The following is a 14,430-nucleotide window of genomic DNA, read 5'->3' as shown; positions in this document are numbered from 1 at the left end:
TGCACGACCTGCACGAAGGCGAGCGCCGCCAGCTGCACGAGCTGGCCCTGGCGCTGGGCCAGATCCACGCCGAAGGGCCCAAGGCCTGACACAACCATGAACATGCCTAACAACACACATAAGAACCATCGCCAGGGGGCGCTCCACGGATGAACAAGAGCTACACACTATTCGGCGTCAGCCTGCTGGCGCTGGCCATCAGCGGTTGCGCGGTCACCAGCAAGCCGATCGAGATCGGCGAGAGCGAGCAGCGCGCCCGTGCCGACCTGCAGAGCATGTTCAAGGACCAGGAACCGCTCAGCGGGCCGCTGACCCTGCACACGGCCATGGCCCGCGCGGTCAAGTACAACCTCGAGGCGCGCCTGAAGGTGATGGAGGAAGCCGTGGCCCAGCGCCAGGTTGATCTCGCCACCTTCGACATGCTGCCGCGCATGGCGCTGTCCGCCGGCTATGCCGGGCGCAACAACGTCAGCGCCTCCAGCAGCCAGAGCGTCGACACCGGCACCCAGTCCCTGGAACCCTCCACCTCCCAGGACCGCGACCGCGGCGTAGCCGACCTGACCATGGTCTGGAACGTGCTCGACTTCGGTGTCGCCTACGTCAGCGCCAAGCAGGCGGCCGACCAGCGTCTGATCGTCCAGGAGCGCCGGCGCAAGGTCGTCCACACCATCATCCAGGACGTGCGCTCCGCCTACTGGCGCGCGGTGGCGGCCGAGCGCCTGCTCAAGCAGATCGACGAGCTGATGGCCCGCGTCGACCGCGCCCGCGACGACAGCCAGCGGATGACCCGCGAGCGCATCGGCGACCAGGTCCAGACCCTCAGCTACCAGCGCGCCCTGATCGAGGCCACCCGCCAGCTGGAGCAGCAGCGCCGTGCGCTGTCGCTGGCCAAGACCGAGCTGGCCACGCTGATCAACCTGGCCCCGGGCACCTCGTTCAGCCTGGCCGAGAGCGGCGCCTACCCGGTGCCGGAGCTGAAGGTCGAGCTGGCCCAGCTGGAGCAGCTGGCCCTGGCCAACCGCCCCGAGCTGCGCGAGCAGGACTACCAGACCCGGATCAGCGCCGCCGAGACCCGCAAGGCCATGCTGCGCCTGCTGCCCGGCCTGGAGTTCTCCGCCGGCGGCCACTACGACAGCAACAGCTTCCTGGTCAACCAGAGCTGGGCCGACTATGGCGTGAAGGTCACCTGGAACCTGTTCAACGTGCTCTCCGCGCCCGCCGCCATCGACGTGGCCAAGGCCGGCCAGCAGGTCGCCGACGCCCGCCGCCAGGCCATGTCCATGGCGGTGCTGGCCCAGCTGTACGTGGCCAACGCCAACTTCCGCGAATCCCAGCGCCAGTTCCAGACCAGCCAGCAGCTGGCGGCGCTGGACGGCGAGATCGCCGGGCAGTTGCGCAACCGCCACAAGGCCCAGAGTATTGGCGAGCTGGAGCTGATCCAGGCCGAGCTCAACACCCTGCAGGCGGACCTGCGCCGCGACCTGGCCTACGCCGAGCTGCGCAACAGCTACGGCCAGCTGTTCGCCAGCGTCGGGCTCGACCCGCTGCCGAAAGAACTGCCCTCCTATCAGCTCAGCGACATCGCTCAGGCCATCAGCGACAGTGAGAGCAGATGGCAGGCTGGCGATATCCAGCCGAGGTAAGCCTCCAGCCCCGATTGATCCGACCCGCAACCTGTACGCGCAACATCCCTCATATGCACCGTTGTAGGAGCGGCCTTGGCCGCGAAGCTTTATTGTCAGCCCTGTTCGCGGACAAGTCCGCTCCTACAAGTGCTTATCGGGCCGTACAGGCGCTTTTCATGGTGTGCGGCAGATCGGCCCATAACCCCAACCGAGCGCCGTGGGCTGCCTCTGTGGGAGCGGCCTTGGCCGCGAAGTTTTGTTGTAGCCCTCTTCGCGGACAAGTCCGCTCCTACAGGGCTGAGTTCACCAGCAACTGATCGCGCCCGATCATTCCTTATGTGAGCCGCATGACCAGGCCCCCCTGCCCAAACGCAGCGGGCGCCCGTTCCCTACATGGCGAGCCGCGAGGCTCGGTCATGGATACGCTCCAGCGCCTCCACGCGCCGCCGCTCGGCCTCGTTGCCGAAGCGGCGCTTGCGCAGCTCGTCCAACTGCCGTTCGCGATCCCCCTGGCTGAGACCGACGTTGCTCAGTAGCGCAGAGCGCTGCTCGTACCAGGCGCTCATGCGCTCATCCCAGGCCGCATTCTCCTGGTCCAGCGCTTCGAGCCGTGCGGTGGCCTCCTCGCCCACCAGGCTCGTGCGAATCTGGCGCAACTCCTCCGCCGAACCTGAGCGCTGCTGCCAGTCGTCCGTCAGTGTCCGCAGATCCAGATAGCGGTTGGTGACTTCGAGCGAGGCCCTGATGGCTTCCGGCAGCTGCTGTTCCAGTTCCGCCAGTTGCCGGGCCCGTTCCTGGGGCGAGAGGCCCTTGCCCTGCATCAGCTCCAGACGCGCCAGCGCATAGCCGTCGTAGGCATCGTCGTCACCGAAGAAAACCGTAATCACCTCCGGCGAAAGATGCTGCGCGCGCAGAGCCAGGATCTGCTCCCGCTGCTGGCGGATGCTCTCCAGGTCGATCCGCCCAGGTTGCGGCGCTACCAGACGCCTCTCGATATCGGCCACGCCCAGCAGATAAGCCAGATACCCATCCAGCACCTGCTCCGCCTCTCCCAGAGCCGGCTCTCGCAGGCGATGGCGCAACTGCGCGCGAATACGTGCTGTCAGCGACTGGAGGCTTTCCTCTCCCACCGCCGACAGGAAATAGTCGAAGCAATAACGAAGACCGATGCTGATCAGGAGATGGCCATCGGCGGTGGTTTCCACTGCGCAGCTCACCTCGGTGCCGGCCAGCGATTTCGGCAGCTCCTCCAGGCCGGTGGCGACAGCCGGCGCCGACCTGCTCGCCGTCAGCGTCGTCGCTGCCGCCTCGGAGGCCGGCGGCGACGCCAGCTCAGGCGGCTCCGTGGCATCGCTCTGTTCGTAAAGCCACCAGGGCAGTCCGGCCACCGCCGCCACCAGCAGGCAGTAGGCCAGGACCATCAACGTCATGTTTCTCATACGAGCTCCGGTACCTGCCACCGCAGAAGTGGAACCGAGGGCCGCTCGCCCGGCCCTCGGTGTACGGCCTGTCGCGTCGATCCTTGTCAAAGGCCGGCCAGCTTCAGGCGGTTGGCATGCTGACGATAGGTAGTCTTGGGATTGGTCTCGAAGATGCTGACCAGGCCCAGCACCTGGTTCACCGCGTCGAGATGGTTCATCTTGTAGTTATCGCGGATCACCGTGCCCAGGTGGCTGGAGCACTGCGGCACCAAGCCATCATTGGGGCCGGGGACCAGCACGCCGAGCAGGGCCATGGACCAGTCGCTGGGGTCCACGACGCTGGTCAGATGGCTGGTGCCGCTCCAGGAGTAGTAGCGGACACCGTTGGACACCGCGTCTCCCGAACCGCAGGCCGTGGTCGGGACGCCAGCCGGGAAGGTCCGGTTGAAGGCCGCTGCGCCGGTTGTGGTCAGGGAGTTCATCGCCGCCAGAGAGTCCTGCGGGCCGGCCGTGCCGTCCCCCATGTCGATCAGCCAGGCGATGGCGTTGACCGCCCCGGCGATGACGCTCGCGCCGCCCGGCCCGACGAACTCGGCGATGCCCTCGACGACATCGGCCACGGGGCTGCCCTTGTTGGCGGTGCTGACCGCCGTTACCGAGGCCACGCGCTCCGGAGCCACGCCGGCCACATAGCGCACACTCTGGCCGCCATGGCTGTGGCCGATCAGGTTGACCTTGCTCGCGCCGGTGATGGCCTGGATTTCCTTGATCTGGGCCAGCAGCTGCTCGCCGCGCAGCTCGCTGCTGCCGGCGGTGGTCTGGGCGGTAACGAAGACCTTGGCGCCATTGGCCTGGAGATCGGAGGGAATGCCATGCCAGTAGTTCACCGGGCCTATCTCGCCGAAGCCGAAGAGGCCGTGGGAGAACACGATGGGGTACTTGGTCCTGGCGTAATCGGAAGCGGCGTATACGGGAGCCGCGGCCAACGCGGCGGCGGCCAGCAGCAGGGGAGCAGTCAGCATCTTCATGAGAGACCTCGTTATGCTTGTTCTTGGGGTCACCGGTCAGCGGGACGGGACGTCCCATTGGCAGTTTCTTGTCATAGGCCCGCAGGCCCCGCCCAGCTTCACGGAAGCCGCATTACGGGAAAATGAGGAAAGCGGACATTTGTCCTGTCGAGCTGGGACATGGGGTGCGACCGCAGCCGTCCGCCAGCCCCGGCGTTGCGCTCGCCGGACCGCCGCTATACAAAGGGACTCATAACAAGACAGCCACCAGGCCGCTGGAGTCGAGGAAGGACACCATGCAAAGGACGCCCCCCGCGAAGGACGCGGCCGACGAGGCCGAAACCGAAGGCTATTTCCTGGCCAGCATCCTGCTCGACGTGCTGGAGACCCTCCGCCCGCGAGGCATCGACGCGGAGTCCATCGGCCAAGTGCTCGGCCTGGACCTGGACAGCCTTCTCGCCGATCCCAACGGTTGGGTGCCGATTCACGTGCTGGTAGCCATGCTGCGCCAGGCCCTGGTGCTCTTCCCCGACCCGCTCATGGGCCTGCACGCCTCCCAGTCGGAGCGCGACGCCGCATTCGGCGTGCTGGGCTACCTCAACCAGACCTGCGCCACCCTGCAGGAAGTCTTCGCCGCCAAGGCCCGCTATGAACGGCTGGTGAGCGACATGGGCTCCACCTCCCTGCGCCAGGCGCCCGGCGTGGTGCTCTGCTGCTGGGACTGCAATGTCCGCGACCCGCTCTTCAAGAGGCATGCCAGCGAATTCCTGATCGGGCAGTGGTTGCGCCATATCCGCTCGATCCGGGAGAAGAAGGAAGACGTGCTGCTGCGCGTGCACTTCCGCCACTCCGCTCCGGAGGACTCGAACCTCCTGAAGGAGTACGAATCCATCTTCACCTGCCCCGTCCATTTCGATCAGGCCGAGTCGGCACTGGTCGTGCCGGCGACCGTCATGACACTGCGCCTACGCAGCCCCAACCCCGGCCTGCAGGAAACCCTGGAGCGCCACGCGCACCTGCTGCTCAGCGAGCGCGACAGCGCGCCATCGCTGATCAGCCAGATACGCTCGCGCCTGCGCGTCCTGCTGATGGAGGGCAAGATTTCCCGTGATTACCTGGCCGAGGAACTGGGTATCAGCAGCCGCCACCTGCACCGGCAACTGCAGCAGGCGGGCAGCAGCTACCGAGAGCTGGTGGACGACATCCGCATCGAGTTGGCGAAGAACCTGCTGCAGGACAACGGACTGACCCTGGACATCATCAGCCGGCGCCTCAACTTCAAGGAGGCGGCCTCTTTCAGCCGCTGGTTCCGGGAGATGACGGCACAGACGCCCGGCGAATATCGGCGCCAGGCAACGGCGGACGGAGCAGGTGGAAATCAGATCGATTAAGGCGTTGAGCAACCCGACACGCGCTTAGTCGTGGGGGTTTCATGCGGGACGAAGCCAGAGAAAAGCGCCTGGTTTCGTTGAAAGGGATGGCGGAAGCGCAGAGATTCGAACTCTGGGGGCTGTTACACCCGGCGGTTTTCAAGACCGCTGCCTTAAACCACTCGGCCACACTTCCGTTTCACGGGCCGCCATACTACCCGAACGCAACACACTGTCAAACTCTCGCAATTGGCAGCCTCACGGGCTCTGATATGATCGGCAAGACTCTGTCACGGAACCGTTTTCACGCCCTCAGGAGGGACGCCATGCACGAACAAGACTACGCACTCGCCCACGCGCAGGCGGACCAGCTGGAAACCAGCAAGGTCCTGCGCAACACCTACGGCCTGCTGGCCATGACCCTGGTGTTCAGCGCGCTCTGTGCCTTCTTCAGCGCCCAACTGAACCTGCCGCATCCCGGCTTCATCATCACCCTGGTCGGCTTCTACGGCCTGTTCTTCCTCACCGCCAAGCTGCGCAACAGCGGCTGGGGCCTGGTCAGCACCTTCGCCCTCACCGGCTTCATGGGCTACGTCCTCGGCCCAATCCTCAACATGTACCTGGGCATGGCCAACGGTGGCGAACTGATCGCCAGCGCCCTGGGCATGACCGCCCTGGTGTTCTTCGGCCTGTCCGCCTACGTGCTGACCACCCGCAAGGACATGAGCTTCCTCGGCGGCTTCATCACCGCAGGCTTCTTTGTGCTGCTGGGCGCCATGGTCGCCGGCTTCTTCTTCCAGATCAGCGGCCTGCAGCTGGCCATCAGCGCTGGCTTCGTGCTGTTCGCCTCGGCCTGCATCCTGTTCCAGACCAGCGCGATCATCCACGGCGGCGAGCGCAACTACGTGATGGCCACCATCAGCCTGTACGTGTCGATCTACAACCTGTTCGTCAGCCTGCTGCAGATCTTCGGCATCATGGGCAGCGACGACTGATCCACCGCACCATCGAGAGAGCCCGCTTCGGCGGGCTTTTTCATGCCTCGGCGTTTATCATGACGGCACCCAGCAGCCCGGACATGCCATGAAGTTCGCCATCGCCCTGTTCGCCCCCGGCCACGCGCCCTCCTCGCGCCGCGCCCTGCGCTTCGCCCAGGCGGTGCTCGATGGCGGCCATGAGATCGTCCGCCTGTTCTTCTATCAGGACGGCGTGCACAGCGCGTCCGCCAACGCGGTCAGCCCGCAGGACGAAGCCGATCTCGCTGGCGAATGGCGCGACTTCGTGCAGCAGCGCCAGCTCGACGCCGTCGTCTGCATCGCCGCTGCCCTGCGTCGTGGTGTGCTGAACGCCGAGGAAGCGCAACGCTACGGCCGGCCGGCCGCCAATCTTGAAACGCCGTGGGAACTGTCCGGCCTCGGCCAGTTCCACGAGGCCGCGCAGATGGCAGACCGTCTGGTCTGCTTCGGAGGCCAGTGATGGGCAAATCCATGCTGATCGTCAGCCGCCAAGCGCCCTGGGCCGGCCCCGCCGCCCGCGAGGCGCTGGACATCGCCCTGGCCGGTGGCGCCTTCGACCTGCCGCTGGGCCTGCTGTTTCTCGACGATGGCGTGTTCCAGCTGGTCGCCGGCCAGCAGCCCGGCGCCGTGCAGCAGAAGGACCTGGGCGCCAACCTGCAGGCCCTGCCCATGTTCGGCGTGGACGAGCTGTTCGTTGCCAGCCGCAGCCTGGCCGAGCGTGGCCTGACCGATGCCTCCCTGATACTGCCGGCCAGGCGTCTGGACGATGGCGAACTCGGCCAGTTGCTCGATCGTTTCGACCAGGTGGTGACAATCTGATGGCCACGCTGCAACTGCTCTCCCATTCGCCCTTCAGCGACAGTCGCCTGACCAGTTGCCTGCGCCTGCTCGGCCCCGACGACGGCCTGCTGCTGACCGGCGACGCCGTCTATGCCCTGCAACCCGGCACAGCCCAATTGCAGGCGCTGGAGCTGATGCCCGCGGGCATCGCCCTCTATGCCCTGGAAGAAGACCTGCAGGCCCGCGCGCTGGTCGCTCCGTCGCGGACCCAGGCCATCGACTACCCCGCCTTCGTCGAGCTGTGCGGCCGGTACGCCAAGGTCAACAGCTGGCTATGAACACCCTGCAAATCGACGGCCGCGAGATCGCGCTGGACAAGGACGGCTTTCTGGTCGAGCTGGCCGACTGGTCGCCCGCCACGGCCGAGGCGCTGGCCGCACGTGAAGACATGCAGCTGACCGCCGAGCACTGGGAGATCATCGAGTTGCTGCGCGCCTTCTACACCGAATTCCAGCTGTCGCCGGCCACCCGGCCGCTGGTCAAGTACGCGGCCCTCAGGCTCGGGCCGGAAAAAGGCAACAGCCAGCACCTCAACCGCCTGTTCAAGGGCACGCCGGCCAAGCTGGCGGCCAAGCTGGCGGGCCTGCCGAAACCCACGAACTGCCTGTGAACGCCTCGCCATGAACCTCGTCACCCCACCGGAACACCCCTTCGCCCAGTTCGTCCGCATCCTCGGCAAGGGCAAGCGCGGCGCGCGCGGCCTGACCCGCGAGGAAGCGCGCGAGGCCATGGGCATGCTGCTGGACGGCAAGGTCGAGGACACCCAACTGGGCGCCTTCCTCATGCTGCTGCGGCACAAGGAGGAAAGCGCCGAGGAGCTGGCCGGCTTCACCGAGGCCATCCGCGAGCGCCTGGATGCGCCGAGGATCGCCGTGGACATCGACTGGCCGACCTATGCCGGCAAGAAACGTCACCTGCCCTGGTACCTGCTGGCGATCAAGGCGCTGGCAAGTAGCGGCGTGCGCGTGCTGGTCCATGGCGGCGGCGCCCACACCGCAGGGCGCCTGTACACCGAACAGCTGCTGCAGACGCTGGACATTCCCCTGTGCGGCAACTGGGACGAAGCCGGCGCGGCGCTGGAGCACCACAACCTGGCCTTCCTCCCGCTGGGCGCCTGGGCGCCGCAACTGCAGCGGATGATCGACCTGCGCAACACCCTGGGCCTACGCTCGCCCATCCACTCGCTGGCACGCATCCTCAACCCGCTGGGCGCAAAGGTCGGCCTGCAGAGCATCTTCCACCCCGGCTACCAGGCGGTGCACCGCGAGGCCAGCCGATTGCTGGGCGACCGGGCCGTGGTGATCAAGGGCGAAGGCGGCGAGATCGAGGTCAACCCGGACGGTACGTGCCACCTGTACGGCACCGAGGGCGGCGTCGACTGGGACGAGGAATGGCCCGCCCTCTCCGCCCAGCGCCACGTCAAGCCGGAGCGCCTGGAGCCGGAACGGCTGCTGGCCTTCTGGCGCGGCAAGGAGCACGACGCCTACGGCGAACTGGCGGTGCTGGGGACACTGGCGCTGGCCCTGCGTGCGCTGGGCCACGACCGCGAGGCGACCTTCGCCGAGGCCCGCACGCGTTGGGATGCGCGCCGCTGATCGATTCCATCGATAGTTCCGACCCTGTTTTTGCACTTATCCGATGAGCGCGAATCCATAGACTGGCCCCCTGTTCACTCACGAAGGGAGCCCGTCATGGGACAGCTCATCGAAGGCCGCTGGCACGACCAGTGGTACGACACCGGCAAGGACGGCCGTTTCCAGCGCGAGGACGCCCAGCGCCGCAACTGGATCACCGCCGACGGCTCGCCCGGGCCGAGCGGCGAAGGCGGCTTCCGCGCCGAGGCCGGCCGTTATCACCTGTATGTCTCACTGGCCTGCCCCTGGGCCCATCGCACCCTGATCTACCACCAGCTCAAGGGCCTGGACGGGCTGATCGACGTCTCCGTGGTCAGCTGGCTGATGCGCGAGCACGGCTGGACCTTCGACACCGCGACCGGTTCCACGGGCGACGCCCTGGAAGGCCTGCAGTTCCTCCACCAGCGCTACACCCGCGACGACCCGCGCTACACCGGCCGGGTTACTGTGCCGACGCTGTGGGACAAGCAGCGGCAATGCATCGTCAGCAACGAGTCGGCGGAGATCATCCGCATGTTCAACTCGGCCTTCGACGGACTCACCGGCAACGATCTGGACCTCTACCCCGCGCCGCTGCGCGAGGAGATCGACGCCCTCAACGCGCGCATCTACCCGGCGGTAAACAACGGCGTCTATCGCGCCGGTTTCGCCACCACCCAGGAAGCCTACGAGGAAGCCTTCAGCACGCTGTTCGACGAACTGGATCGGCTGGAAGCCCTGCTAGAGAAGCGCCGCTATCTGACCGGCGAACACCTGACCGAGGCCGACATCCGCCTGTTTACCACAGCGATCCGCTTCGACGCGGTGTACCACGGCCACTTCAAGTGCAACCGACGGCGCCTGGCGGATTATCCGAACCTGTCCGGCTGGCTACGCGAGCTGTACCAGCTGCCGAGCGTGGCAAGCACCGTGGACTTCCAGCACATCAAGCACCACTACTACGGCAGTCACCAGACCATCAACCCGACCGGCATCGTGCCGCTGGGGCCGGAGCAGCGCTTCGACCTGCCCCACGGCCGCGAGCACCTGACGGGACGCGGCATCGCCCGCCAGGCACGCTGACGCATTACTTGGCCTGATCAAACCAGGCCAGCTTGTCGCGCAGGGTCACCACCTCGCCGACGATCACCAGGGTCGGCGCGTGCACTTCGTGCTCGGCCACCAGTTGCGGCAGATTGGCCAGGGTACCGATGAACACCCGCTGGTTCTGCGTGGTGCCCTGCTGCACCAGGGCAGCCGGCGTGTCGGCAGCACGGCCATGGGCGATCAGCTCCTGGCAGATGGTCGGCAGGCCGACCAGGCCCATGTAGAACACCAGGGTCTGTCCCGGCGCCACCAGGTCGGCCCAGGGCAGGTCGGAGCTGCCGTCCTTGAGGTGACCGGTGACGAAGCGCACCGACTGGGCATGGTCGCGGTGGGTCAGCGGAATGCCGGCATAGGCCGCGCAACCGGAGGCGGCGGTGATGCCCGGCACCACCTGGAACTGGATGCCTTCGGCGGCCAGTTGTTCGATCTCCTCGCCGCCGCGACCGAAGATGAACGGGTCGCCGCCCTTCAGGCGCAGCACCCGCTTGCCCTGCTTGGCCAGGTCCACCAGCAGTTGGTTGATCTCGTCCTGGGGCACTGCATGCTCGGAACGGCGCTTGCCCACGTAGATGCGCTCGGCATCGCGCCGGCACAGCTCGATGATGGCCGGCGCCACCAGGCGGTCGTAGAGCACCACGTCGGCCTGCTGCATCAGGCGCAGGGCGCGGAAGGTCAGCAGGTCGGGGTCGCCCGGGCCGGCGCCGACCAGATAGACCTCGCCCAGGGCGCGCGGGGCGGCGCCGGCGATCTTCGCTTCGAGGAGGCGCTTGCCCTCGCCCAGCTTGCCGGCGAACACGCTCTCGGCGATCTGGCCCTGGAACACGTCTTCCCAGAATACCCGACGCTGCTGCACGTCGGGGAACAGCTGCTTGACCCGCTCGCGGAACTGCTTCGCCAGGCCGGCCAACTGGCCGTAGGTGGCGGGAATCCAGGTTTCTATCTTGGCGCGGATCAGCCGCGCCAGCACCGGCGCATCGCCGCCGCTGGTCACCGCCACCACCAGTGGCGAGCGGTCGACGATGGCCGGGAAGATCACGCTGCACAGCGCCGGCGCGTCCACCACGTTGACCGGGATGCCCAGCGCCTGGGCCTCGTGGGAGATACGTGCGTTGAGCGGCTCGTCGTCGGTGGCGGCGATCACCAGGGCCACCCCCTGCAGGTCTGCCGACTCGTAGCCGCGCAGGAACACGCCCTCCTCCCCGGTCAGCTCGCGAAGGTCGCCGCGAATCTCGGGCGCCACCACGCGCAGCTGGCCGCCGGCGTCGCTCAGCAGGCGTGCCTTGCGCAGCGCCACCTCGCCGCCGCCGACGACCAGCACCGGGCGGCCCTGAAGTTTGTGGAACAGCGGAAGGAAATCCATCACTCGGCCTCACCAGAGGTAAAAAAACGGGGTGGCCGTCGCCACCCCGCTATTGTGCATCCGTCATCGGCTCAGCCGATAACTTCGATGCCGCCCATATAGGGCTTCAGCACGTCCGGTACGCGGATGCTGCCGTCGGCCTGCTGGTAGTTCTCCAGCACCGCCACCAGGGTGCGACCCACTGCCAGGCCGGAGCCGTTGAGGGTGTGCAGCAGTTCGGGCTTGCCGGTTTCCGGGTTGCGGTAGCGCGCCTGCATGCGGCGGGCCTGGAAGTCGCCGCAGTTGGAGCAGGAGGAAATCTCGCGGTACTTGTCCTGGCTCGGCACCCAGACCTCCAGGTCGTAGGTCTTCACCGCGGAGAAGCCCATGTCGCCGGTGCACAGAGCCAGCTTGCGGTACGGCAGTTCGAGCAGCTGCAACACACGCTCGGCGTTGGAGGTCATGCTCTCCAGCGCCTCGAAGGACTTGCCCGGCTCGACGATCTGCACCATCTCGACCTTGTCGAACTGGTGCTGGCGGATCATGCCGCGGGTGTCGCGACCGGAGGCGCCCGCCTCGCTGCGGAAGCAGGGGGTGTGGGCGACGAACTTCAGCGGCAGCTGCTTGGCGTCGAGGATTTCGCCGGCGACGATGTTGGTCAGCGACACCTCGGCGGTCGGGATCAGGTAGAAGTCCGCCTCGCCTTCGCGAGCGATCTTGAACAGGTCTTCCTCGAACTTCGGCAGTTGGCCGGTGCCTTGCAGGGCCGGGGCCTGCACCAGGTACGGGGTGTAGGCCTCCTCGTAGCCGTGCTCGCCGGTGTGCAGGTTGATCATGAACTGGGCCAGGGCGCGGTGCAGGCGGGCGATGGGGCCGCGCAGCAGGGCGAAGCGCGCGCCGGACAGCTTGGCGGCGGTCTCGAAGTCCAGCCAGCCGTGCTGTTCGCCGAGGGCGACGTGGTCCTTGATCTCGAAGTCGAAGCTGCGTGGCGTGCCCCAGCGCGCCACCTCGACGTTGCCGTCTTCGTCGGCGCCGACCGGCACGGATTCGTGCGGCAGATTGGGGATGTTCAGCAGCAGATCGTCCAGCTCGCTCTGGATAGCGTCCAGCTCACGCTTGCCCTCTTCCAGATCGCTACCCATCTTGTCGACTTCCGCCAGCAGCGGAGCGATGTCCTCGCCACGCGCCTTGGCCTGGCCGATGGACTTGGAGCGGGCGTTGCGCTCGGCCTGCAGCTGTTCGGTGCGGGTCTGCACCGACTTGCGCTGGGACTCGAGCGCCTCGAAGCGCGCCACGTCCAGTTGGAAGCCACGGGTTGCCAGGCGGTCCGCGATATCCTGCAGTTGGGTACGGACCAGTTTGGAGTCGAGCATGGGAGGTTCTCGTTCAGAGCTTGGTTAATGTCAGGCCGGCCCAGGTGGCGAGCAGGCCGCCCACCACACTGAGCCCCGCATAGCCGATGGCCAGCGGCAGCTGGCCGCTTTCCAGCAGGCGCAGCGTATCCATGGAAAAGGAGGAAAAGGTGGTCAACCCGCCGAGGAAACCGACGATCAGCCCCGCGCGCAGCTCCAGCGGCACTTCCGGGCGCAGGAGGAACAGGCCGTAGAGGAAGCCGATCAGCAGGCAACCGATCAGGTTGACCGCCAGAGTAGCGCCGTAGAAGTGCTGCGGCCAGTGCGCCGACACCCAGTTGCCGGTGGCGAAGCGCAGCAGGGTTCCGGCCATGCCGCCGATAGCGACGGCGATCACCACGTTGAGCATCAGGGGCGTCTCCTGCGGGGACTGGCGGCGTCGAGCGCGGCCAGATGGTTCAGCTTGTCGCGAATCTTCAGCTCGAGGCCACGCGGCACCGGCTCGTAGTAGCGGCGCGGCTCCAGCTCCTCGGGGAAGTAATCCTCGCCGGCGGCGTAGGCATCCGGCTCGTCGTGGGCGTAGCGGTACTCGTCGCCGTAGCCGAGCTGCTTCATCAGCTTGGTCGGCGCGTTGCGCAGGTGCAGCGGCACCTCCAGCGAACCGTGCTCGGCGGCGTCGCGCATGGCCGCCTTGAAACCCATGTACACCGCGTTGCTCTTCGGCGCGCAGGCCAGGTAGACGATGGCCTGGGCCACCGCCAGCTCACCCTCGGGGCTGCCCAGACGCTCCTGCACGTCCCAGGCGTTGAGGCACAGGGTCAGGGCGCGCGGGTCGGCGTTGCCGATGTCCTCGCTGGCCATGCGCACCACGCGCCGGGCCAGGTACAGCGGGTCGCAACCGCCGTCGAGCATGCGCGCGTACCAGTACAGCGCGGCGTCCGGGTTGGAGCCGCGCACCGACTTGTGCAGCGCGGAAATCTGGTCGTAGAAGGCTTCGCCGCCCTTGTCGAAGCGACGGCGACTGTCGCCCAGCAGGTTCTGCAGCAGCTCGATGCCGATCGAGCCGCCATCCTCCACCAGGTCGGCGGCGTTCTCCAGCAGGTTGAGCAGGCGCCGGCCGTCACCGTCGGCGGCGGCCAGGAGAATCTGGAAGCTCTCCTCGGGCAGGCTCAGGTTGTGCTTGCCCAGGCCCTTCTCCTCGCCCAGGGCACGCGCCACCAGCTTGCGCATGGCCGCCTCGTCCAGGCTCTTGAGTACATAGACGCGGGCCCGCGACAGGAGCGCGTTGTTCAGCTCGAACGAAGGATTCTCGGTGGTGGCGCCGATGAAGATCAGCGTGCCGTCTTCCACATAGGGCAGGAAGGCGTCCTGCTGGCTCTTGTTGAAGCGGTGCACCTCGTCGACGAAGAGGATGGTGCGGCGCCCGTACTGGGCTGCCTGCTGCTTGGCCATCTCCACCGCCTGGCGGATTTCCTTCACCCCGGACAGCACCGCCGAGATCGTCTCGAAGTGCGCGTCGGAAACCTGCGCCAGCAGCCTCGCCAGGGTGGTCTTGCCGACCCCGGGCGGGCCCCAGAAGATCATCGAGTGCAGGGCGCCCTGCTCCAGCGCCTCGCGCAGCGGCTTGCCCGGGCCCAGCACATGTTCCTGCCCGGCGTACTCGTCCAGGCTGGTGGCGCGCAGGCGCGCCGCCAGGGGCTGGGCGACGGGGGCGGAACGGAACAGATCCACGGTGTGCGG

At 67.0% G+C, this 14,430-nt stretch carries 15 protein-coding genes and 1 tRNA gene; 9 read left to right on the top strand and 7 right to left on the bottom strand.

The genetic code is table 11. The annotated features are described in order from the left end of the window. Positions 1-149: 149 nt before the first annotated feature. Positions 150-1,643, top strand: a complete 1,494-nt coding sequence (locus tag N7640_RS24255) for a TolC family protein (RefSeq protein ID WP_279905912.1) — start codon at positions 150-152, stop codon at positions 1,641-1,643. Between the two features lie 371 nt (positions 1,644-2,014). On the opposite strand, the gene N7640_RS24250 is transcribed toward N7640_RS24255, so the two are convergent. Then, complete coding sequence (locus tag N7640_RS24250; RefSeq protein WP_279905913.1) at positions 2,015-3,064, bottom strand: lipase secretion chaperone; 1,050 nt, start codon at positions 3,062-3,064, stop codon at positions 2,015-2,017. A gap of 86 nt (positions 3,065-3,150) precedes the next feature. Beyond that, positions 3,151-4,074, bottom strand: a complete 924-nt coding sequence (locus N7640_RS24245; protein WP_279905914.1) for a triacylglycerol lipase — start codon at positions 4,072-4,074, stop codon at positions 3,151-3,153. Between the two features lie 275 nt (positions 4,075-4,349). Here N7640_RS24245 and N7640_RS24240 point away from each other — a divergent pair, with 275 nt between their 5' ends. After that, complete coding sequence (locus tag N7640_RS24240) at positions 4,350-5,444, top strand: AraC family transcriptional regulator (RefSeq protein WP_279905915.1); 1,095 nt, start codon at positions 4,350-4,352, stop codon at positions 5,442-5,444. 87 nt (positions 5,445-5,531) lie between these two features. On the opposite strand, the gene N7640_RS24235 is transcribed toward N7640_RS24240, so the two are convergent. Beyond that, positions 5,532-5,619: transfer RNA gene (locus tag N7640_RS24235), tRNA-Ser, on the bottom strand. A gap of 130 nt (positions 5,620-5,749) precedes the next feature. On the opposite strand from N7640_RS24235, the gene N7640_RS24230 reads away from it, so the two are divergent. The 7 genes from N7640_RS24230 to N7640_RS24200 all read left to right on the top strand — a co-directional run bounded on the left by N7640_RS24230 (position 5,750) and on the right by N7640_RS24200 (position 9,975). Continuing rightward, positions 5,750-6,418, top strand: a complete 669-nt coding sequence (locus tag N7640_RS24230; protein ID WP_279905916.1) for a Bax inhibitor-1/YccA family protein — start codon at positions 5,750-5,752, stop codon at positions 6,416-6,418. An 88-nt stretch (positions 6,419-6,506) separates the two neighbouring features. Further along, complete coding sequence (tusD, locus tag N7640_RS24225; RefSeq protein WP_279905917.1) at positions 6,507-6,899, top strand: sulfurtransferase complex subunit TusD; 393 nt, start codon at positions 6,507-6,509, stop codon at positions 6,897-6,899. Further along, on the top strand, positions 6,899-7,258 hold the full coding sequence (tusC, locus tag N7640_RS24220; protein ID WP_279905918.1) for a sulfurtransferase complex subunit TusC: 360 nt from the start codon (positions 6,899-6,901) through the stop codon (positions 7,256-7,258). Before tusD ends, tusC begins: the two co-directional genes overlap by 1 nt. Then, positions 7,258-7,557, top strand: a complete 300-nt coding sequence (tusB, locus tag N7640_RS24215) for a sulfurtransferase complex subunit TusB (RefSeq protein ID WP_279905919.1) — start codon at positions 7,258-7,260, stop codon at positions 7,555-7,557. Before tusC ends, tusB begins: the two co-directional genes overlap by 1 nt. Further along, positions 7,554-7,889, top strand: a complete 336-nt coding sequence (locus N7640_RS24210) for a TusE/DsrC/DsvC family sulfur relay protein (RefSeq protein WP_279905920.1) — start codon at positions 7,554-7,556, stop codon at positions 7,887-7,889. Before tusB ends, N7640_RS24210 begins: the two co-directional genes overlap by 4 nt. A gap of 10 nt (positions 7,890-7,899) precedes the next feature. Then, on the top strand, positions 7,900-8,874 hold the full coding sequence (locus tag N7640_RS24205) for a glycosyl transferase family protein (protein WP_279905921.1): 975 nt from the start codon (positions 7,900-7,902) through the stop codon (positions 8,872-8,874). 96 nt (positions 8,875-8,970) lie between these two features. Next, positions 8,971-9,975, top strand: coding sequence for a glutathione S-transferase family protein (locus N7640_RS24200; RefSeq protein ID WP_279905922.1), 1,005 nt, complete (start codon positions 8,971-8,973; stop codon positions 9,973-9,975). A 4-nt stretch (positions 9,976-9,979) separates the two neighbouring features. Here the strand turns inward: N7640_RS24200 and cysG are convergent, their stop codons facing one another. From cysG to N7640_RS24180, 4 genes are all read right to left on the bottom strand, one after another. After that, positions 9,980-11,359: a siroheme synthase CysG gene (gene cysG, locus N7640_RS24195; RefSeq protein WP_279905934.1), complete on the bottom strand. Its 1,380-nt coding sequence runs from the start codon at positions 11,357-11,359 to the stop codon at positions 9,980-9,982. 71 nt (positions 11,360-11,430) lie between these two features. After that, positions 11,431-12,711 carry a serine--tRNA ligase gene (gene serS / locus N7640_RS24190; protein ID WP_279905923.1) on the bottom strand — a complete coding sequence of 427 codons (1,281 nt, stop codon included), beginning with the start codon at positions 12,709-12,711 and terminating at the stop codon, positions 11,431-11,433. Between the two features lie 13 nt (positions 12,712-12,724). Continuing rightward, a complete protein-coding gene (crcB, locus tag N7640_RS24185; protein ID WP_220814910.1) occupies positions 12,725-13,099 on the bottom strand; it encodes a fluoride efflux transporter CrcB in 375 nt (124 codons plus the stop codon). Next, positions 13,099-14,421: a replication-associated recombination protein A gene (locus N7640_RS24180; RefSeq protein ID WP_279905924.1), complete on the bottom strand. Its 1,323-nt coding sequence runs from the start codon at positions 14,419-14,421 to the stop codon at positions 13,099-13,101. Before N7640_RS24180 ends, crcB begins: the two co-directional genes overlap by 1 nt. Positions 14,422-14,430 lie beyond the last annotated feature (9 nt).

This window comes from Pseudomonas sp. GD04015, assembly GCF_029837675.1.
GTDB lineage: Bacteria > Pseudomonadota > Gammaproteobacteria > Pseudomonadales > Pseudomonadaceae > Aquipseudomonas > Aquipseudomonas paralcaligenes.
Note: the sequence above shows the minus strand (reverse complement) of the source record. Positions and strands in the feature narration are given on the sequence as shown.